Raw genomic sequence first — 20,212 nt, forward strand, 5'->3', positions numbered from 1 at the left:
GCAAGCCGGTCATGGGCAGGGGCGCCTTTAACGAGCGCCGCAGGATCGCGCAAGGGGCTTTGCAACCACTGACCATGAACATTCTCGGATTTCTCTCCCGTCACAGGTCGTAGCGCTGTTTGATCGCGCGATATCGCTCCCGCAGCATGATCGCACGGGCGTTGGGATCGGCCTTTACGGTGGATTTCGACAGGTGATCGGGCAAGTCCGCCGCCTTTACCAGATGCGTGCGGAATGTCGCCGGCTGCTGGCTCATCAGGTTGCGATAGGTGAGGTTGCCATCCGAAAAGCCTTGCGTGTCCAGCCAGTTGTGAAGGCCCGGATCCCGGTGCGACAGAATCAGGCGGACTACGCCATCATCATCCACTGTCGTTCGCGCAGGGGTGTAGCTTACGGGGCGATAGAGGAAGTCCATCGATCCCATTAGCGCACCGCCCATGCCGAAGAGCCAGAAGCCTTCATGCCAGTCCATCTCGACGATCAGCGCCTCATCGGCTTCGAGGTGCCAGACCATGTGCGCGGCCATGCGCCCGCGCTTGGCATCGCTGGCGTCGTTGGCAGCCTTGTCCGCGGGAAAGGCATTCACGCTGGCAGGATCGCAGACCCCGCGGGAGGTGAGCCAGGCATGTTCGGGCCAGTCGCGCATCAGGCCTGTGACGAACTGGCCGGCCCAGTCCATCGCTTCCGCCATCATGGCGAGCGAGGGGAGGGGCGGCGGCGTGGTCATGCCGATCCGCTCTATGGAGAGGGTGGTTGGCGTCTCCCCCCAGGCATCGAAGGCTTCGCGAATGAAAAGCTTGCGCGTGCCCGGTGTGGTGGGGAGCCAGTTCCTGTCCTGCGGCGGGCCGCCAATCGTCACTTCGAAGCGGCCATCGGCATCGGTTTGGATCTGGTGGCCGAACAGGTTGGCTTCCGGGATGTCCCCGAAGGGTTCGTGCAGGCTGGGCCAGTCGGTGCCGGGGATTGTCTCCGGGCGCGGACCTTGCGCCGTCACGTTGAGCCAGCGGGCGGTGCCGCGCTTGCCGCTGAGGCGGTAGACGTGGTCGCCGGAGATCCATGCCTGCCGGTAAGTGAAGTCGGCCAGGTCGCCGCCCAGCTTCATCGTCGGCGTAGTGAACCAGTGGATCTGTGGGAACGCCGGATCGCGGGTTTCCAGCGCGAGATCGAAGGCCTGGCCGAGGTTCTGCGTGAGAAAGCGGAAGGCGTCGGCGCGCTGAAGCGGATTGGCTGGGTTCGCGTCCTTGAAGGCGGACATGCCGGCGTGCTTCAATTGTTCGCAAAACGTGTCCCACGCTGTCTTGAGCGCTGCGTCGTCGGGTCCATCGCCATAGGCCATCGTGTCAGGCTCCCAGTCGGGTGAGGAGGTTGGAAAGCGTGCGCGCCGCGCGGGTGCAGGCTTGGGCGGCGCCTTCCGCCTCGATACGCTGGCCGACCAGCTCTAGGTCGAACAGGCCGGTGTAGCCAAGGTCCAGCACGTCGCGCAGGATCGCTTCCAAGGGAACGGCGCCATCCCCCGGTACGGCGCGGCAGGGCGTGGTGCGGTCGCCGGGGACGTGGTCGCTCACTTGCAGGAGGCCGGTGAGTGGCAAGACTTCGGCCAGCTTTTCACGGAGGTCTGCCTCGACCCAGCAGGCGTGGAGGTCCACGCAGAGGCCGATCTGCGCAAGCCGGGCAAGGCGGAGGGCATCGGGCAAGGTGTGGGCGATGTGGATGTCCACCGTCAGCGGCGAGGCGTTCTCGACCAGCAGCGCAATGCCCTGCCGCGCCGCATGGTCGCGGCAGGGGGCGAGCAGTTCGGAGAAGCGCTCGGCCGCCTGCTCCCACGACAGCATGCCGCGTCCGCCGGTGATGAGATAGATCGAAGGCGCGCCGAGGTCTGCGGCGATGTCGATCACCCGCATCAGGTCGCGCGCGGCGGTGCCGGTGGCGCGCGCGAGGTCGGGATGGAGCGCGAAGGGATGGTTGATGCAGCCGATCCTTATGCGGCCATGCTGCACGGCTTCGCGTGCAGCACGGCGCTCGCCCGCCTGGAGCAGTCGTGGCGAAACGAGGGTGGCATGCTGCACCCCGATCTCGCAGCAAAAGTCCAGAAATGGGCCGGTTTCCCGGTCCACCATCGCCACCTGGTGCAGACTGACGCGGCGGTGCATCAGCGCCGCTCGATCTCGACGCCGAAGCGTTCGCGGAACGGGGCGAACTCGGCGTTCAGCGCGTCGATATCGTAGCCGGCGTCGACCAGCACTTGCGTCGAGTAGTGGAACTTGCCGTGGCGATCGCCTTTGTTCTCGGTAAGGTAGTGCCGCATCGCACCTTCCGCCTCAGGCGTGAATGGGCGGCCGGCGAAGGCGTAGTAGTCGCGGATCACGCCGATGGGATCGGCCACGAAATCGCGGTAACGGACGTGATGGATGCGCGGATCGCTCGCCAGCGGATGGGCCATCGTATTGCCGATCGACCAGCGCACACGCTCCAGATGGGCGCGGGCTTCCTTCACCAGATCGATCTTGCCGACGATACCGTCCATGATGTCCGCCATCATCATCGTCGAACTGGCGGCCACCATCACCGGATCGCGGTGCAGCCACACCAGCGAGGCATCGGGATAGGCATCGAAGAAGGCGTCCAGCCGCGTGGTGTGGAAGCCCTTCAGCACCCAGTGACGCGTGTGGCGCTTGTATTGCAGTGCTTGCAGCATGGCCTTGTGGATGCGGTACTGCGCAGGCGGATCGGTGGGCAGGCCGAAGGAAAGGTTCTGCATCGGCACGCGCCACCATGCGGTGGGCGTCATCACCCGGAAGTCGAAAGCCCAGGTGCGCTCGTCCTCCGGCAGGCCGTCACCCAGCATGTCGTTGTAAGGGTGGCAGTGCAGCCAGCGCGGCATCTTGGCATTGATCTCGCGCCATTCGGCGTCAGCGCGCGGGATGCGGGGATCGGTGCCCTTGACAGTGCAAGGTGGAGGCGAGGGATGCATGACCTCCCAGAACCGCAGCGCGCGCGCGCCGGGATCGACCGCTAGCAGGGCGTGCATCAAGGTCGTGCCCGAACGTGGTTCGCCGCTGACGAACATGGGGCGGTCGATCACTTCGTCGGCCAGCGGGTAGAGCTTGCGATCCTCGAAGAAGCGCAGGCGGTCGGTCAGCAGCCAGAGCACGTTTTCCGCAGCCGCCGTGCGGCCTGCCTCGTCCATGGCGATGCCGTTGATGTGGCTCACGGCTAGGGCGAAGCGTTCCGGGAAACCATCGTCGCACCAGTCGGACAGGCCGGTGCGCTGCTGCGCTTCCTCCAACAACTGCCGCGCGTTCAGATCGGCCATGCTCAAGCCTCCACCAGACGGGCGATTTCATCCTCGGTCTCGCGGACTTTGGCGGCGCTGGTGGCGGAGAACTTCATGCCGCCCATCGCGCCATATTCCATCAGCTTGTAGACGCGCATCCCGGCATCGGCGAAGCCCTTGATCTTCCGTGCCACTTCCTTCGGCGTGCCGGTGGGCAGCACGTCGCGGATCGCCTGCGGGTTCATCTCGTCGCAGAACTTCAGCATCTTCTCACGGCTCAGGCGCACTGGATCGAAGTCCATGATGCCGCGCCAATCCGGACCCATCGGATGCTCATAGCCGAACTGGGCAAGGTCCTTGGCGGTCATCATCAGGATGATCGATTTCACCATCGGCGCGCGCAGCATTTCGTCGATCTCTTCGGGCTCGCCAATCAGGCACATCTGCGTGATGGCGGGGGTGAAGTGGCTCATGTCGCGGCCCGCCGCGTCGCCCGCGTCCAGGATGACCTTCAGCTTGGCCGCATAGTCCTCCGGCGTCCACGATCCCGCCGGCCACCAGCCATCCGCCTCTCGCCCGGTGATGGAGAGCATCCTTGGGCCCGCCGCGCCCAGCCAGATCGGCGGCGCCTTGCCCTCGTAGAACTCGGTATCCATTCGCGCGTGGTGGAGGTGGAAGAACTGCCCATCGAAATCGACGGGGCCGTCCGCATGCCACAGCAGCTTGATGACCTTGATCGCCTCTTCCAGCCGTCCGACCGGCTTGTCGAAATCGAAGCCGTAGGGAACGGTGTTTTCCAACTCGCCCGAGCCGAGGCCAAGGATGAAGCGCCCCTTCGACAAATGGCTGATCGTCAGCGCCGTTTGCGCCAGCAGCGAAGGGTGGCGGCGCACGGTATCGACCACGGTGGTCGCCAGCGGGGTGTTTTTGGTCAGCACCGCGGTCGCGGCCGCCACAGCCAGTCCGTCGAGATGGCGATGCGGGCTGGGCGATGCCTTGGCAAGGTCGGTGAATTCGGGCGTCCAGATCGAATCGGGCCAGAAGCTGACCATGTGATCGGGCAGCCAGATCGAGTGATAGCGACCCGAATCGTAGTCCTGCGCCATGTCGATGCCGAGTGGCAGGGTGGTTCGCAGGAAGGCTGCGGGCTGCACTTTCATTGGCTCATCCCTCTCAGGCAGCGTCCGCACCGCTGGGGTGATGGTTCGGCGCCGCTCGTTGTCTCCAAGGCCGGTTGTGGGTTAGCCGTCGGCCAAGGCAAATTCCCATTTGGGGATCACGAACATGCTGCATGGAGAGGACGCGGCGCTGCTGGTGCCGCTGATCGAGGGACTGGTGGAAGACCCGCCGTGGCGGCGTTTCCTGGACGACTTGCGCGCGCGAGGTGCGGCGGACTATGCCAGCCTGGTGTTCCGCCCGCTGCCGCTGGGCACGCCCGAGGCAAGGGTGATTCACCTCTATTCCGGCCAGCCCTCTCCGCCGCCGATCTCGCGGCTTTATCGAGAGAGCCTCTATCTGCGCGATCCGATGCCCTATCACGCGATGCAGGAGGGGCGGGCTTATGCGCTGCACGAATTGCTGCGCTTTGGCGATCCGCGCCACGATGCTTACCTTGACCAGCTTCTCGCGCCGTCGGGCATGAATCACATGCGGATGATCCGCTTTGCCGAGGCGGGCGGGGTGAACGGCTGGATCACGATCACCCGGCGCGATGGCGAGTTCGCCGCCGATATCGACGCCCTGCTGGAAGGCCTCGCTCCCTATCTGCGCGCCGCGCTGGGCAGCTTCGTAGCGCTGGAGCGCGAGCGCATGGGCGCGGAGATCGAGCGCGAGGCGGTGCGGCGGATGAACTTTGGCTGGGTGACGCTGGATGGCGATGGGCGGGTGCTCGATGCCGATCCGCTGGGCACGCGGATGCTGGCGGGTTCGAACGGGCTAACGCGGACGCGCGATGGCAAGCTGAGCGCGCATGACACCAAACTGCGGCGGCAATTGGCAGAGACGATCGGCGACCTCGCACGCGATCCTGACGCCCGCCCGCGCGCGCTGGTGCTGTGCCGGGAGCCTTGGCTCGATCTGCTGCTGGTGCCTTCCGGCCGCCGCATGGGCACGACGCGCGCGGCCCCGGCGGTGCTTTGCTACCTCCATGCCGATCACTGGTCCTCCGCCGACCGCTGCGGGCAACTGGCGCAACTGTTCGACCTTACCGTCAGCGAGGCGCGGCTGGCTTTGGCCTTGAGCCGGGGCTTGTCGATTGCCGAGGCCGGGCCGGAAGTGGGGCTGACGGTGGAATCGGCGCGGACCTATTCGAAGCGGATCTACGCCAAGACCGGGGCGCGGGGACAGGCGGATCTGGTGCGGTTCATCCACCGCAGCGTGTTGGCAATCGCTTGAAGGGAAAGGAGGGAAGTCCCGGGGGGGATGATTCCCCAAGACCCTCGAAATGTCTGCCTCCATCCTGCTTTTGCTCTTACTTCCGGCCCACTTAAAACAATCCAGTCGTCCTGCCACGGCGATTTGAACATGTGTTCAGCATTTTTCGTTGACTTGGCATCCTCCAGCCTTCAGCCAAGGGGGACGAAAGCGGTCGCAAGGTGCCGCGCGGTGGAGTGGAGAAGGCATGTCGGGCCAGCTTGCAGGAAAAGTCGCGCTTGTTACCGGCGCGTCGTCGGGGATCGGGGAGGCGGCGGCATTGTGCCTTGCCGAGGCGGGGGCGATGGTCGTCGTGTGCGCGCGCCGGTATGATCGGCTGTCGGGGCTGGTCGCCCAGATCGAGGCAGCGGGCGCCAAGGCGCTGGCAATCCCGGGTGACATGACCGTGGAGGACGATGCGCGCGGGGCAGTGGACAAGACTGTCACCGCGTTCGGGCGGATCGACATCCTCATCAACTCGGCCGGGATCATGGAAGCGGGAGGGATCGAGAACTGCGATACCGCGATCTATCGCCGGGTGATCGACATCAATTTGATGGGCACCGTCTATGCCAGCGCCGCTGCCGTGCCGCATATGCTGGAGCAGGGCGGCGGCGACATCATCACGATCTCGTCGCTCGCCGGGCGCAAGGGCGGACCTATGACCAGCGCCTATTCTGCCAGCAAGCATGCGGTCAACATGATGACCGACGGCATGCGGCAGGAACTGGGCGGCCGGAACATCCGCGTCACCACGCTGATGCCTGGCGCGACCGAGACCGAAGTGGCGGATTCGATCTCCGACCCGCAGTGGCGCACCGCGATCAAGGCACATGTCAGCAAGGAAGGGGCCGTGAAGCCGCGCGATATCGGCGAGGCTATCGTCTTCATCCTTGCCATGCCGCGCCGGACGAACATCTCCGAGATCTCCATCCGTCCGACCATCGACACGAGCGCCTGAGGAGGGAGCGGCCATGGGAAGGCTTCAGGATAAAGTGTGCATCGTCACCGGTGCGGGTTCGGGCATGGGCCGGGCGATGGCGGAACTGTTCCATGCCGAGGGGGCGAGGCTGGTGCTGGCCGATATCTCGGGCAAGCAGGACGAAGTGGCGGCATCGCTGGGCGGCGACGCGGTGGGGGTGCTCTGCGATGTCTCCGACGAGGGGCAAGTGCAGGCGATGATCGCCACTGCCGAGGATCGCTTCGGGCGGCTCGACGTGCTGTGCAACAACGCCGGTTTCGGCGGGCCGATGGCGCCGCTGCACACGCAGTCGCTGGAGACGTGGGACCGTGTCCACGAAACCAACTTGCGCGGCGCCTTCCTCGGCATGAAGTACGGTATCATTTCCATGCTGAAGACCGGCGGCGGGGCGATCGTGAACACCACTTCAGCCTCGGCGGTGGTCGGCTGGAAGCACCATTCGGTCTACGGTGCGGCCAAGGCAGGGGTGAACCAGCTGACCAAAGTGGCGGCGCTCGATTATTCGGATCAGGGCATTCGCGTCAACGCCATCGCGCCGGGCACGATGTGGACGGGACTTGTGGAAGCCTCCCGCGCCCATGCCGAGCCGCCGGCGGAGTTTCCGGTGCTCGCAGGGATACCGATGGGGCGCTGGGGGCTGGCGAAGGACATTGCGCAGGCGGCGCTCTATCTCGCCAGCGACGAGGCGGCTTACGTGACCGGCGTGGTCCTGCCGGTGGACGGCGGCTATTCAATCGGATTTTCCGGCATGGGGGCGGAGCGTCCCGGCATTGCCAGCGCCTGTTGAGAGGCGCGGTGCCGGTTCACGAAAATCGCCAGACCTCGGTGAGGAGGTCACCCCCTTCGCGATAACTCCCCCCCGGGATTATCGCATTCTGGGCGAACGTGAACCGGCACCGCGATCCGGTCGCGGCCGGATTGGAAACCGTACAAAGTCGCGGCAGTCTCCAGACGAACTGGTTCCAGAGAGGACTGGTTCGGCCGATACCGGCCAGACTGCCGCCGAGTTATGCGAAAATCGCCTGCCGAAAAGGTCTTGCCGTGGGGTCGCATCACGGGTCGGCCGGTCTCGGCAGTGTCCGCACCGGTTGCGTTGCGGCTTCCGATTCGAACAAGGCGGTTATGGCAGGTTCGCGCCGGGCGGGCCGTGAGGCAGATCACGCTTCGTCGAGGCGGCGGCACAAAATGCGGTCATGCGTGACAACAGCGTTTCCACTGGACTGCAAAAGGCTCTAGCACCGCCGCCATGACAGCCCCCCAGATCGCGCAAGTAGACCCGTTCCATGCCATGGCTATCGGCCGCCTCGCCTATGAACTGGCGGGGCAGGGGCGCGATGTGATCCACATGGAGTACGGCCAGCCTTCCACCGGTGCACCGGCCGCCGCGATCGCCGCCGCGCATCGCGTGCTAGACAGCGATCCCGGCGGTTACTGGGAAAGCACCGCATTGCTGGATCGTATCGCCCGGCACTACCGCGAGGTCTACGGCGTCGAGGTCGACCGCGAGCAGGTGATCCTCACTTGCGGCGCCTCGCCGGCTTTCGTGCTGGCGCTTTCCAGCCTTTTCGTGCCCGGCGCTCGGGTGGCGCTGGCCCGGCCGGGCTACGTGGCCTATCGCAATACGCTGAAGACGCTGTACCTCGAACCCGTGGAGATGGCCTGCGGCCCGGCCGAGCGCTATCAGGTCACGGCTGCCGCGCTCGATGCGCTCGATCCCGCGCCCGATGGGCTGATCCTCGCCAGCCCCGCCAATCCCACCGGCACCGTGATCGCGCCCGAGGAACTTGCGGCGATTGCCGAGGTTTGCCGCCGGAAGAATATCCGCGTGGTTTCGGACGAGATCTATCACGGCCTCACCTATGACGGCACGGCCCCGTCCACCTTGCAGCATCTGCCCGAGGCGGTGGTGGTGAACAGCTTCTCCAAGTATTACTCGATGGCCGGTTGGCGGCTCGGCTGGCTGGTGGTGCCTCGCGACCTCGTCGTCCCGGCGCGGGCGCGGATGAGCAACCTCTTCCTGACGCCCTCGGTGCTCGCTCAGCACGCAGGCCTGATCGCCATGGACGAGACGGTTGAACTGGAAGGCCATGTCGAGAACTATGCCCGCAACCGCGAGCTACTGCTGGCGGCGCTGCCCCGTCTCGGGCTCGACCGGATCGCACCGCCGGACGGGGCCTTCTACATCTATGCCGATATCGGCCACCTGACCGAAGACAGTCTTGGCTTCTGTCGGCAATTGCTGCGCGACACCGGCGTTGCCACGGCGCCGGGGATCGATTTCGATCCGGTCGACGGCCACCGCTTCATCCGTTTCAGTTTCGCGGTTTCGACGGCACTGGTGGAAGAGGCGATCGCGCGCATGGAACCCTGGTTCGCGGCGCGCAAGGCAAGCGGGAAGGTCGAATCGGGCACGTGACACTCAGGCTGGGCAGTCGCCGATCCGTGCGCCTGTTATGCGTCTGCGATACCGCGTTTTGGTGGACCCGCTTTCGCTGATTATCGACAGGGCGGTGTCCATCGTCTCGCCGTTCACCTTGCCGTGGAGATCGTAGCCCAGATTTCCGTTATTGAAGCTACAGGTCTTCCCGCCGGTCACTTTGCCGTTTTTTACGCGGATGTTCGACATCGTGCAGAAGCCATCGGTCGACGGGTCGATCACGGCGGAGAGGAGCTTTTCCAGCGCTGTGTCACGACTCTCGTAAGCAATGCAGACGGTGTAGACCCTCCCCGGAAGAGGCTGGAATTTGGGACCGGGGGTCTCGCTGAATGTCGAGGACTGGTCGATTCGCCAGAGACCCGGCGTGACATGCGGCCTTCCGACGGCCACGACGATCTCCGTATCGGCTGGTTCTGCCGGCACTATCGGGGAAGGTAGGGCGACGGGGGACGAGGGTGCGATATCTCCCGGTTCGTTCGCCGCAGGGGGCCATCGCGGCGGTCGGTAGGCGACCGAAGCGATCCGCTCGTCCAGGCAGGCCTTGGCCGAAACCGCGTCGCGAAACCCGTCTTTGATACAGGCATTCAGAACTGCGCAGACGAACCTGTCGATATGCTCGTCTCCGCTGGAAATCTCGACCCCGCAGCGTTTCATGTGCGACCCCCAAAGGGCGTAGTTCAGCCTGACCTTGCGTATCTTGCGGCCGATCACGACGATGTCTTCGCTCTCGGCTGCCGGTGTCTGCGTCTGCGTCTGCGTCTGTGCCGGGGCAAGGGAGACGGCGGAAGGCAGCGCCGCGGCGAGCGTTCCGACCATCAGAAAGCGGACGGCGGCACCTCTTGCTATCCTGTCTCCCATGGCGGAAGGATATGCCAATCGGACCGGGGGGCAAGCATACCGATGTCCGTTTAACCTCGCCTTTCAGGGTTTTAATCGGAACGAGCGGTTTTTCCGGGCGGCGGGAGCTGCCGGTCGAGGGTGTTTCACCAAGTCCGGCGGGGTGTCGCAAGGCGGGACGCGGCGGGAGTCTCGCGGTTCATGCGGATTGACAGTCCGCCCGGCTTGAGGACTTTGGCGGATGTCAATCAATGAGACGGTGGCGAGTCCCGTGGATCAGGTCGGTTTCGATATTGCGGCATGGACCGTGCAATTGCGCAATTTCCTGGAGAATTGTGCGGGCAGCGCGCCTTGCGAGGAAATCGATCGCGTGCGCGAGGCGATGCGCCTGCTGCGGCCCGGTGCGGCCAGACCGGCGCGGGAAGGTTTCGACCCTGCCGGCATCGATGCCATGCTCGCTTGCGGCGCAACCGAGAGCGCAGTGCTCGCCCTGATCGGCGAGGACGAGGTTTTCATCTGGTCCCGCGGTCTCGGTGGGAACTGCCTTGCCACGCTGGTCATGCCGGATGGATCGGAAGAGCTGATGTGCGAGGCTGCAACGCTTTCGCTGGCCCTGCTTTCGGCCTATGTGTCGAAGCTGCTGGTCCGGCTGGAGCGCAGGGAGCAGCAGGACGCGGCGCGGCCGGCATCGGCCTTGGGCATTCGGCTGCATTGAGCGAACGACCGGCATGACCGGTTCAATGCACCAAGGCGGCCTCGATGGCGATGCGGATCGCGTCCGACGTGTGGTTCGCGCCAAGCTTGTTGAGCATGTTCGCCCGGTGAATTTCCACCGTGCGCGGGCTTATCGACAGGCGCTCGCCGATAAGACGGTTGGACAATCCGCTGGCGACGCCGCCGAGAACCTCTCGCTCGCGGCGCGTCAGGCGGTCGATCCGGGCGCGGGCCATGACTTCGCGCAGGCGGGCATTGCCGACATGCTCGGCGCGTTCGATGGCCTCGGTGAGGGTGGCATTGAGTTCCTCTGCCGCGATGGGCCAGGCGATTTAGCCGATCCCGCCTTCCAGCACGGCGAACGATGCGGTTCATGCTCCGATGCTCGCTGAAGCCGATGACGGGGAACCATTCGCCGTGCCGGGCCATGCCCTCGATCAGGTCTTCGATCGCACCGGCGCCGGGCGTCCATGCCGTTCCGCTACTTAGGGCAAGGCAATGGCGAACGCGAGCGGAGCGATGACTTCCGGCCTTTCTCGCAGCGAACGCAAGACGCGCGGGAGGACGTTGACGCGGTAGAACAGGTCGGAGCGGACGCGCCTCGCGATCTCCTCGGGCAAGGGCGATGACCGATAGCGGCGCGATGCAGTTGGAAGAGGCGACGTCATCCGGCACGATCGATGACATCAGCACGCAAATAATTTTTAATGATCACATTATTTTAGTCACTACCGGCAGCGACGTGACGTTCGACATTCAGACCGGCGCGAACTCGGGCGAGACCGTCACGCTGACCTCGAAGACGATCGACGGAGCCAACCTCAATGCCTCGGCGCTCGACGTCTCGACCGCTTCTGCGGCCTCCGACACGCTCGACAGCATCGATGATGCGTTGGAAGACGTGAATCAGGCTCGCGCCTCGCTCGGTGCCGGTCAGAACCGGCTCGAATCGGCGATCAACAATCTGACCAACAACGTCACCAAGCTGTCCGACGCCCGTTCGCGGATCGAGGATGCCGATTATGCGGCGGAAACGACGCAGATGGCCAAGGCACAGATCCTCAGCCAGGCCTCTACGGCGATGCTCGCCCAGGCGAACCAGAGCCAGCAGAACGTGCTTTCGCTGCTGCGTTAAGTCGTACTGACAAGGCGGCGGGCTGACGCCTGCCGCATGGACCCGGCGCCATTCCCCCTGAGCGCCGGGTCCTTTTTGCATGTTCCGAAAGCAGGCCTGGCCATCAGCGAATACTGTGAGGACACGAACAGGAAACGGCCGGTTCATAAAAGAACATATCCGTTTCCTCATTCTGGATTCCCATGCGCCGCGTTCTTGCTTGCTGCCTCGCTTTCGCCTCGATCTTCAGTGCTCACGCCGCCTCGGCGGAAACCCGCGAGGACGAGCAGGTCTGGGTCAACCTCACGGCCATGGGGCCGATCGCCGGAGACGTCGTCTATTTCGCCGAACTTCAGCCGCGCATGGGGGACGGCGTCTCGCGGCTCGACCAGCTGCTCCTGCGCGGCGCGGTGGGGCTGAAGCTCTCGCCCGCGGTCACCCTCTACCAGGGCTATGCCCATGTCGTGGTGCCGGTGGACGGCGGCAGGGACGTGAACGAGGAGCGCAGTTTCCAGCAGCTAAACTGGTTCATGGCCAAGCCCTGGGGCGGCGAACTGACCTCGCGCACGCGCCTAGAACAGCGCTGGCGCTCGGACGGCAGCGACACCGGCTGGCGCCTGCGCGAGATGCTGCGCTACGAAAAGCCGCTGAAACCCGGCAGCAATGCGGTCAACGCGCTGGTCTATGCCGAGGGCTTCGTGGCGCTCAACGATACCGACTGGGGCGCGCGGGGCGGCTTCGACCAGTTACGCTCCTTCGTCGGTGTCGAACTGGGCGTGAAGGACGCAACGACGGTGGAACTTGGCTATCTCAATCAGGTGATCGACCAGACCCGTGGGCGGACGCGGGTGAATCACGTGGCCTCGGTCTCGCTATTCTTCCGGCACTGAGCAAAGAAAAAGGGACGGTAAGTCTCGCGACTCCCGCCCCCTTTTCCATTTCATTCCATCGAGATCAGGCGGCTTCGGCAGCCTCGACGATCTCTTCGGGTGCCGAGTTGCGGATCAGGTAGTCGAAGGCCGACAGGGCCGCCTTCGAGCCTTCGCCCATGGCGATGATGATCTGCTTGTAGGGCACCGTGGTCACGTCGCCCGCGGCGAAAATGCCGGGCAGGTTGGTGGCGGCTTTGTCGTCGATCACGATCTCGCCGCGACCCGTGAGTTCGACGCCGGAGTCCTTGAGCCATTCGGTGTTGGGCACCAGACCGATCTGGACGAACACGCCTTCCAGCTCGACCTTGTGTTCCTCGCCGGTCTCGCGGTTCTTGTAGACCAAGGCGTTGACCTTGTCGCCGTCGCCTTCGACCTCGGTGGTCTGGGCGCTGGTGAGGATCACCACGTTCTTCATCGACTTGAGCTTGTCGACCAGGACCTGGTCGGCGCGCAGCTGGGAGTCGAATTCGATCAGGGTGACATGGCCGACGATATTGGCCAGGTCGATCGCCGCTTCCACGCCAGAGTTGCCGCCGCCGATCACTGCCACGCGCTTGCCCTTGAACAGCGGGCCGTCGCAGTGCGGGCAATAGGCCACGCCCTTGTTCTTGTACTCGGCTTCGCCCGGCACGCCCAGGTTCCGCCAGCGGGCGCCGGTGGTGAGCACCAGCGAACGCGCCTTGAGCGAAGCGCCGTTGGCGAAGACGACCTCGTGATAGCCGCCGAGTTCCTTGGCAGGGATCAGCTTCTCGGCGCGCTGGAGGTTCATCACGTCGATGTCGTATTCGCCGACATGCGATTCCAGCGCGGCGGCCAGCTTCGGGCCTTCGGTATAGGGAACCGAGATGAAGTTCTCGATGCCCATGGTGTCCTGCACCTGGCCGCCGAAGCGTTCGGCGACCACGCCGGTCGAGAAGCCCTTGCGCGCGGTATAGATCGCGGCCGAGGCTCCGGCGGGTCCGCCGCCGACGACGAGCACTTCGAAGGGCTTCTTGCCGGCCAGCACGGCGGCGGCCTTGGCATCGGCACCGGTGTCGAGCTTGGCGAGGATTTCCTCGATGCTCATCTTGCCCGAACCCCACATCTTGCCGTTCAGGAAGACGGCGGGGACGGCCATGACGCCGCGTTCCTCGACTTCCGCCTGGAAAGTGCCGCCCTCGATCAGGGTGGCGTTCACATGCGGGTTGTTGAGCGCGAGCAGGGTCAGCGCCTGCACGACGTCGGGGCAGTTGTGGCAGGAGAGCGAGAAGTACATCTCGAACTCGTGCTCGCCCTCGATGGCGCGGGCGATTTCGAGCGCCTCGTCGGAAACCTTGGGCGGATGGCCGCCGGCCCAGAGCAGGGCGAGGACCAGCGAGGTGAATTCATGGCCGAGCGGCAGACCGGCGAAGCGCACCCAGGCGCTTGCGTCGCTTGCGCGGCGAATGATGAAACTGGGGCGGCGCTTGTCGTCGCCGTCGAAAGTGGCGGTGACCTTGTCCGAGAGCGAGGCGATCGTGGTCAGCAACTCGCGGGTCTCGACCGACTTCTGGTCGTCGCCAAGGGAGGCGACCAGCTCGATCGGCTCGCGCAGCATGCCGAGATATTGCGAGAGCTGTTGCTTCAGGTTGGCGTCGAGCATTGTCTGGGGTCCTTTGGAATTTCGTTGGTAAAGGGGCGGCCGGGGATTTCTGTTCCGCGTGAGGGCGCGGCTCGGGACGAGGGAAATCCCCGAGCCGCGCACCTTCAGCACGCGACCCGGAAGATCGCGGTAGTCTTAGAGCTTGCCGACGAGGTCGAGCGAGGGAGCGAGGGTCTCTTCACCCTCTTCCCACTTGGCCGGGCAGACCTGGCCGGGGTGCTCGCGCCAGTACTTGGCGGCCTTGATCTTGCGGACGAGTTCGGCGGCGTTGCGGCCCACGCCCTCGGGGGTGATTTCGACCAGCTGGATCACGCCGTCCGGATCGACCACGAAGGTGGCGCGGTCGGCCAGGCCAACGCCTTCGCGCAGAACGCCGAAGTTGTTGGTCAGGTTGTGGTTCTGGTCACCAAGGAAGGCGTACTTGATCTTGCCGATCTTGTCCGAGGTGTCGTGCCAGGCCTTGTGGCTGAAGTGCGTGTCGGTCGAAACGCCGTAGACTTCGACGCCGAGGCCCTGGAGCGTTGCGTACTGCTCGCCGAGGTCTTCCAGCTCCGTCGGGCAGACGAAGGTGAAGTCGGCGGGGTAGAAGAAGAACACGGCCCACTTGCCGGCGATGTCTGCTTCGGTGACGTCGAAAAAGTCCTTGCCTGCCTGGAAGGCGGTGTTCTTGAACGGCTTGATCTGGCTGCCGACGATACCCATGGATGTAAGCTCCCTCGATTGGGTGTTGAAGTTCGAGGACGGAGATAGGGCCCTCGTGTGACGATGTGTAGGGCGTTGATCCGATTGGCTTGATCGGAATGGCCGATCAGTCGCGGCGGACTGAACGTTTCTGTCGATAAAATGCTCGCAGGTGCGAAAAGCCGTGCGGCGGCGCAGTGAATCGGGCAACAGCGGCGGCATGAAGACGATACGACTTGCGCTGCTGCTGGCAGCCTGCGCGTCGCTCGGCGCCTGCAACGGCTGGCCGACCTCGCTGGACAATCGTGCCTCGGGCGATGTGCGGTTCCGCTATCATCATCGCCTTTACGAGGAATGGTCGGTCTGGGCGCCGGTGTCGCAGGGGCAGGCGGTGCTCTTCGCCCACGAGCATCGAGTGCGCGACATGTCCGGGCTGGAGATCACCCAGGGCGGCTTGACCTATCGCTATGGCACGCGGGCGCTGGCCCCGGTGCAGCAGTTCTGTGCGGGCAGTTCGAGCTGCGCGCTGGTCTATCGCGGTGCGGGGCGACTGGAAGCGCGCACTTCGGCGCTGCCGGATGCGAAGCTGCGGTAGGGAAGCTCAAGGCCGAGGACGGTTTCGCTGCCTATGCGAAAATGCGGGCAAGTAGGCGATGGTCGATCTGATCTAACGCGCCAAGCCTATGTCGCGCAGGATGGGTGAGCGCCGTCGTCGATGCGAAGGCAAGTAAGCTGAATTTGCGGGTCGCTCGGCGGCGAACCATTGCCGCATGAACTGGCGGACGCCGGGGCATGGCGAAGGAGGAACGCGCCCCCTCGAGTGATCCGAGTCCGCCATTCAAAGCCTATCTAGCCCAGAACACGGCCTTCGCCGACGACCGGCCGGACAGCCATGCCCTGCTTGCCGACGAGGAATTGCGCGGGGCGGTGGTGGAGGCGGTCACCGAACTGCCGGACAGGCTGAAGCTGGTGGTGCAGCTCTACTTCGTCGAGGAGTTGAACCTCGCGGAAATCGCGCAAGTGCTCCAGGTCTCGATCCCGCGCGTCCACCAGTTGAAGGCGCAGGCGTTGGGCAGGCTGCGTGAAGGACTGGAGGGCGTGGCGGATATCCTGTGAAAGGGCGCTCCACCATATCGTCCATCCTCCCGTTCATTGCGAGGAGGCGAAGCTGACGCGGCAATCCAGAGCGGTTTACGCCGCTCCGGATTGTTTCGCTTCGCTCGCAGTGACGAGAGGTCGGTACGAGAGATGGCCTCAATCAGCCGAGGTAGATGCCTGCCGGATTGCCGGTGACGCCGGACTCGACCTCGAACAGCGCGCCGTCGAATTCGGATTCGGGCAGGCCCGTCGCAGCCGAAGTCACGAACATGCGGTCCAGCTTGTCACCCGCGAAGGCGATGTTGGTGATGCGCTTGGCGGGCAGTTCGATCGAACGCTCACGGGTGCCGTCGGGGGCGAAGCGGCTGATCTTGCCGCCGTCCCAGTGCGCGGTCCAGAGGTAGCCCTCGGCATCCGTGGTCATGCCGTCGGGGTAGCCGTCTTCCTCGGAGAAGCGGATGAATTCCTCGCGATCACGCGCACCGTTCTCGTCCACCGCGAAGCGGTAGATCACGCGGCGGCCTGAATCGGCGTGGTACATCCAGTTGCCGCAAGGCGAGAAGGCCGGGCCGTTGGGCACCGTATAGTCGGTGTCGATCACCTGCCATTCGCCCGAAGGCGCGAGGCGGTAGAGCGAGCCGGTCACCTCTTCCTCGGCCATGTCCATGGTGCCGCACCAGATCGCACCGTGGCGGTCGGCCTTGCCGTCGTTCATGCGGTTGCCGGGCAGATGCGGTTCGGGATCGTTGCGGTCCGAGATCGTCAGCGGATCGAGCGTAATGTTCGCCACACCGTCCTGGAAGCCGCCGATCAGGCCGCCTTCGGCGCGCGGGGCGACCCAGCCGAGGCGGGCAGGCATGTCCCAGCGGGTGACGGTGTTGTCGGCCAGGCTGAGGCGGTTGAGCGCGGGGGCGAGGATGTCGACCCAGTAGAAGGCATTGTCACGCGCGCTCCAGAGCGCGCCTTCACCCAGGGTATCGCGGACGTCGCGATCGATCTTGCGCCAAAGCGTCATCAAAACTCTCCCTAAAAGTAAATCGGCCCCCGCCCCGTCCTTTCCCTTGAGGGAACAGGAAGGGACGAGGGCCGAAAGGTCATCCGACGGCTAGATCGGACAGGATCAGTGCCAGACCTTAGTGGTTATCGCGCGGCAGGCCCATGGTCTGGGCGATACGCTGGTACTTCTCGGCGCCTTCGAGGATCGCGCCGGTGTCCATCTGGCCGACGACCGAGCGCTGGATTTCCTGCCACGGCGTCTGCGAGGCCGGGAAGGCGTAACCGCCCTTGGCTTCGAGAGCGGCACGGCGGGTCGCCAGTTCCTCGTCGGAGATCAGCACGTCCACGCGGCCCTTCTTGAGGTCCATGCGCACGCGGTCGCCGGTTTCCAGCAGGGCGAGGCCGCCCATGGCCGCGGCTTCAGGCGAAGCGTTGAGGATCGAGGGGCTGCCCGAAGTGCCCGACTGGCGACCGTCACCGATGCACGGCAGCGAGTGCACGCCTTCGGTGATGAGGTACGAAGGCGGACGCATGTTGACGACTTCCGCCGCACCCGGATAGCCGATCGGACCGGCGCCGCGCATGAACAGCAGGGTGTCGGGGGTGATGCCGGTCGCCGGATCGTCGATGCGGTGGTGGTAGTCCTCGGGACCGTCGAACACCACGGCATTGCCTTCGAAGGCGTCCGGGTCGGCGGGGTTCGAGAGATAGCGGTCGCGGAACTCCTTGGAGATCACGCTGGTCTTCATGATCGCGGCGTCGAACAGGTTGCCCGACAGGACCAGGAAGCCGGCTTCTTCCACCAGCGGCTGGTCGAAGGGCTTGATGACCTTCTCGTCCTCGATCGTGGCGTCGCGGCAGTTGTCGCCCATGGTCTGGCCGTTCACCGTCATCGCGCCCTCATGGATGAGGCCCTGCTTGATGAGCTGCGCGACCACGGCGGGGACGCCGCCGGCACGGTAGTAGTCTTCGCCCAGGTATTCACCGGCGGGCTGGAGGTTCACCAGCAGCGGGATCTTGTGGCCGATGCGTTCCCAGTCCTTCAGCGGCAGGTCGACGCCGATGTGGCGGGCGATCGCGGCGAGGTGGATCGGGGCATTGGTCGAGCCGCCGATGGCGGCGTTGACGGCGATGGCGTTATGGAACGCGTCGAGCGTCAGGATGTCCGAGGGCTTGAGGTCCTCGTGTACCATGTCGACGATACGCTTGCCGGTGCGCCATGCGCATTCCTGGCGGTCGCGGTAAGGCGCCGGGATCGCTGCCGAGCCGGGCAGCATCATGCCCAGCGCTTCGGCGAGCGAGTTCATCGTCGTCGCCGTGCCCATGGTGTTGCAGTAGCCGGTCGACGGGGCCGAGGAGGCAACGAGCTTGATGAAACCGTCGGCGTCGAGTTCGCCTGCGGCCATCATCTCGCGGCCCTTCCAGACGATCGTGCCCGAACCGGTACGCTCGCCCTTGTGCCAGCCGTTGAGCATCGGGCCGACCGAAAGTGCGATCGCCGGGATGTTCACGGTCGCGGCGGCCATCAGCAGCGCCGGGGTGGTCTTGTCGCAGCCGGTGGTCAGCACCACGCCGTCGAGCGGGTAGCCGTAGATCGCTTCGACCAGGCCGAGGTAGGCCAGGTTGCGGTCGAGACCTGCGGTCGGGCGCTTGCCGGTTTCCTGGATCGGGTGGACCGGGAATTCCAGCGCGATGCCGCCGGCTTCGCGAATGCCCTCGCGAATGCGCTCGGCCAGCACGATGTGGTGGCGGTTGCAGGGCGACAGGTCGCTGCCGGTCTGGGCGATACCGATGATCGGCTTGCCCGAGCGAAGCTCTTCAAGGCTGATGCCGAAGTTGAGGTATCGCTCCAGATAGAGCGAGGTCATGTCGATGTTGTCGGGATTGTCGAACCAGGCGCGCGAGCGCAGCTTCGGTGCAGTCTTGTTGTCGGTCATGGGCGATCGTTTCTTTTCGAGGTCAGCGCGAAGAAGTGGAAACGCGGTAGATCATGACATGCTTGTAGGGCTTGCCGGGATCGACGCGGGTGGACGGGAAGTTCGCGTGGTTCGGCGAATCCGGGAACTTCTGGGGTTCCAGTGCGATGCCGTCGCCCATGCGGTAGAGGTGGCCGTTCTTGCCGATGAACGTGCCGTCGAGGAAGTTGCCTGCGTAGAACTGCACGCCGGGTTCGGTCGTCAGCAGTTCCAGCACGCGGCCGGAGACGGGGTCTTCGAGGCGCGCGGCCAGTTCGGGGGTCTTCGTCACGCCCTTGTCGAGCGCGAAGTTGTGGTCGTAGCCGCGGCCCATGACGATCTGCTCGTCCTTGCCGTCGCGAATGCCTTCGCCGACCAGACGGCCCTTGCGGAAGTCGAACACGGTGCCGGTGACGTCGCGCAGTTCGCCCGTGGGGATCAGCTTGTCGTTGACCGGGGTATAGTGGCCAGCGGGGATCGTCAGCACTTCCTGCATGGCGTCGCGAGGCGAGCCTTCACCGGCCATGTTGAAGATGGCGTGGTTGGTCAGGTTGAGCACGGTCGGCTTGTCGGTGGTGGCCTCGAACACGACTTGAAGGTTGCCCTTCTCGTCCAGCGAGTAGGTGACCTTGGCCTTCACGGTGCCGGGGTAGCCCGAATCGCCGTCGGGGCTGACGAGCGAGAACACCGCCGTTGCCACCGCGCCGGACTTGATCGATTCGACCTTCCAGTTCTGCACGTCCCAGCCCTTGCCGCCGCCGTGCAGCGACTGGCCGTGGTCGTTCTGGGGAAGCTGGTAGCTCTTGCCGTCGAGCGTGAACTTGCCGTCGGCGATGCGGTTGCCGTAGCGGCCGATGGTGGCGCCCCAGTAGTTCGGGCGCTTTTCGTAGCTGGCGACGTCGTCGTAGCCGAGCAGGATGTCGGCGGACTTGCCGTCACGATCCGGGGCCATCATCTTCCACAGCGTGGCGCCGTAAGTCAGGATCGTCGCCGAGACGCCGTTGGCGGCCTTCAGCGTGACTGCGCCTACCGGCGTACCGTCGGCAAGCGTGCCTGCCGGGGCCTGTGAGGCATCGGCGGCAAGTGCGGGATTGGAAAGAGCCAAGGCCGGGGCGGATATCGCCATTGCCATCAACGCCTTGCGCAGTTTCCTCATTAT

At 64.9% G+C, this 20,212-nt stretch carries 20 protein-coding genes; 10 read left to right on the top strand and 10 right to left on the bottom strand.

Translation table 11 applies throughout. The features are described from left to right. Positions 1–100 precede the first annotated feature (100 nt). The 4 genes from V7066_RS03325 to V7066_RS03340 all read right to left on the bottom strand — a co-directional run bounded on the left by V7066_RS03325 (position 101) and on the right by V7066_RS03340 (position 4,434). Complete coding sequence (locus V7066_RS03325) at positions 101–1,255, bottom strand: DUF1214 domain-containing protein (protein WP_334181818.1); 1,155 nt, start codon at positions 1,253–1,255, stop codon at positions 101–103. 85 nt (positions 1,256–1,340) lie between these two features. Further along, positions 1,341–2,150, bottom strand: coding sequence for a sugar phosphate isomerase/epimerase family protein (locus V7066_RS03330; protein ID WP_334181819.1), 810 nt, complete (start codon positions 2,148–2,150; stop codon positions 1,341–1,343). Continuing rightward, a complete protein-coding gene (locus V7066_RS03335) occupies positions 2,150–3,313 on the bottom strand; it encodes a sulfotransferase family protein (RefSeq protein WP_334181820.1) in 1,164 nt (387 codons plus the stop codon). Before V7066_RS03335 ends, V7066_RS03330 begins: the two co-directional genes overlap by 1 nt. A gap of 2 nt (positions 3,314–3,315) precedes the next feature. Continuing rightward, a complete protein-coding gene (locus V7066_RS03340) occupies positions 3,316–4,434 on the bottom strand; it encodes an LLM class flavin-dependent oxidoreductase (RefSeq protein ID WP_334181821.1) in 1,119 nt (372 codons plus the stop codon). A gap of 124 nt (positions 4,435–4,558) precedes the next feature. On the opposite strand from V7066_RS03340, the gene V7066_RS03345 reads away from it, so the two are divergent. The 4 genes from V7066_RS03345 (at position 4,559) to V7066_RS03360 (ending at position 9,084) form a co-directional block, all read left to right on the top strand. Then, positions 4,559–5,668 (top strand): helix-turn-helix transcriptional regulator, encoded by a 1,110-nt coding sequence (locus V7066_RS03345; RefSeq protein ID WP_334181822.1) that lies wholly within the window; start codon positions 4,559–4,561, stop codon positions 5,666–5,668. Positions 5,669–5,894: 226 nt separating this feature from the next. Beyond that, positions 5,895–6,647 (top strand): SDR family oxidoreductase, encoded by a 753-nt coding sequence (locus tag V7066_RS03350; RefSeq protein WP_334181823.1) that lies wholly within the window; start codon positions 5,895–5,897, stop codon positions 6,645–6,647. 13 nt (positions 6,648–6,660) lie between these two features. Then, positions 6,661–7,455, top strand: a complete 795-nt coding sequence (locus V7066_RS03355) for an SDR family NAD(P)-dependent oxidoreductase (RefSeq protein WP_334181824.1) — start codon at positions 6,661–6,663, stop codon at positions 7,453–7,455. Positions 7,456–7,914: 459 nt separating this feature from the next. Next, positions 7,915–9,084 (top strand): aminotransferase class I/II-fold pyridoxal phosphate-dependent enzyme, encoded by a 1,170-nt coding sequence (locus V7066_RS03360; protein WP_334181825.1) that lies wholly within the window; start codon positions 7,915–7,917, stop codon positions 9,082–9,084. A 3-nt stretch (positions 9,085–9,087) separates the two neighbouring features. Here the strand turns inward: V7066_RS03360 and V7066_RS03365 are convergent, their stop codons facing one another. Further along, the gene (locus V7066_RS03365) at positions 9,088–9,816 is read right to left on the bottom strand and encodes a DUF3617 domain-containing protein (RefSeq protein ID WP_334181826.1); all 729 of its coding nucleotides are present in this window, start codon (positions 9,814–9,816) and stop codon (positions 9,088–9,090) included. Between the two features lie 367 nt (positions 9,817–10,183). Between V7066_RS03365 and V7066_RS03370 the strand changes: the two genes are divergently transcribed. The 4 genes from V7066_RS03370 to V7066_RS03385 all read left to right on the top strand — a co-directional run bounded on the left by V7066_RS03370 (position 10,184) and on the right by V7066_RS03385 (position 12,660). Continuing rightward, positions 10,184–10,657 (top strand): hypothetical protein, encoded by a 474-nt coding sequence (locus V7066_RS03370; RefSeq protein ID WP_334181827.1) that lies wholly within the window; start codon positions 10,184–10,186, stop codon positions 10,655–10,657. Between the two features lie 13 nt (positions 10,658–10,670). Continuing rightward, entirely contained in the window at positions 10,671–11,048 is a 378-nt protein-coding gene (locus V7066_RS28755; protein ID WP_442947297.1) for a hypothetical protein, read from the top strand. A 350-nt stretch (positions 11,049–11,398) separates the two neighbouring features. Continuing rightward, the gene (locus tag V7066_RS03380; protein ID WP_442947298.1) at positions 11,399–11,791 is read left to right on the top strand and encodes a flagellin; all 393 of its coding nucleotides are present in this window, start codon (positions 11,399–11,401) and stop codon (positions 11,789–11,791) included. A gap of 182 nt (positions 11,792–11,973) precedes the next feature. Continuing rightward, positions 11,974–12,660 carry a DUF2490 domain-containing protein gene (locus V7066_RS03385; RefSeq protein ID WP_334181829.1) on the top strand — a complete coding sequence of 229 codons (687 nt, stop codon included), beginning with the start codon at positions 11,974–11,976 and terminating at the stop codon, positions 12,658–12,660. A 64-nt stretch (positions 12,661–12,724) separates the two neighbouring features. Here V7066_RS03385 and ahpF read toward each other — a convergent pair whose 3' ends face one another. Both ahpF and ahpC read right to left on the bottom strand, forming a co-directional pair. After that, positions 12,725–14,323 (bottom strand): alkyl hydroperoxide reductase subunit F, encoded by a 1,599-nt coding sequence (gene ahpF, locus V7066_RS03390; RefSeq protein ID WP_334181830.1) that lies wholly within the window; start codon positions 14,321–14,323, stop codon positions 12,725–12,727. Between the two features lie 135 nt (positions 14,324–14,458). Beyond that, complete coding sequence (gene ahpC / locus V7066_RS03395; RefSeq protein WP_334181831.1) at positions 14,459–15,025, bottom strand: alkyl hydroperoxide reductase subunit C; 567 nt, start codon at positions 15,023–15,025, stop codon at positions 14,459–14,461. 199 nt (positions 15,026–15,224) lie between these two features. Between ahpC and V7066_RS03400 the strand changes: the two genes are divergently transcribed. Together V7066_RS03400 and V7066_RS03405 are read left to right on the top strand one after the other, a co-directional pair. Next, a complete protein-coding gene (locus tag V7066_RS03400; protein WP_334181832.1) occupies positions 15,225–15,599 on the top strand; it encodes a hypothetical protein in 375 nt (124 codons plus the stop codon). Between the two features lie 197 nt (positions 15,600–15,796). Beyond that, positions 15,797–16,120, top strand: coding sequence for a sigma-70 family RNA polymerase sigma factor (locus V7066_RS03405; RefSeq protein WP_334181833.1), 324 nt, complete (start codon positions 15,797–15,799; stop codon positions 16,118–16,120). A 142-nt stretch (positions 16,121–16,262) separates the two neighbouring features. On the opposite strand, the gene V7066_RS03410 is transcribed toward V7066_RS03405, so the two are convergent. The 3 genes from V7066_RS03410 to V7066_RS03420 all read right to left on the bottom strand — a co-directional run bounded on the left by V7066_RS03410 (position 16,263) and on the right by V7066_RS03420 (position 20,209). Further along, complete coding sequence (locus tag V7066_RS03410) at positions 16,263–17,117, bottom strand: SMP-30/gluconolactonase/LRE family protein (protein WP_334181834.1); 855 nt, start codon at positions 17,115–17,117, stop codon at positions 16,263–16,265. A gap of 118 nt (positions 17,118–17,235) precedes the next feature. Next, a complete protein-coding gene (locus tag V7066_RS03415) occupies positions 17,236–19,035 on the bottom strand; it encodes an IlvD/Edd family dehydratase (RefSeq protein ID WP_334181835.1) in 1,800 nt (599 codons plus the stop codon). Between the two features lie 22 nt (positions 19,036–19,057). After that, a complete protein-coding gene (locus V7066_RS03420) occupies positions 19,058–20,209 on the bottom strand; it encodes an aldose epimerase family protein (RefSeq protein WP_442947299.1) in 1,152 nt (383 codons plus the stop codon). Between the last annotated feature and the right edge of the window lie 3 nt (positions 20,210–20,212).

This window comes from Novosphingobium sp., from assembly GCF_036820275.1.
GTDB lineage: Bacteria > Pseudomonadota > Alphaproteobacteria > Sphingomonadales > Sphingomonadaceae > Novosphingobium.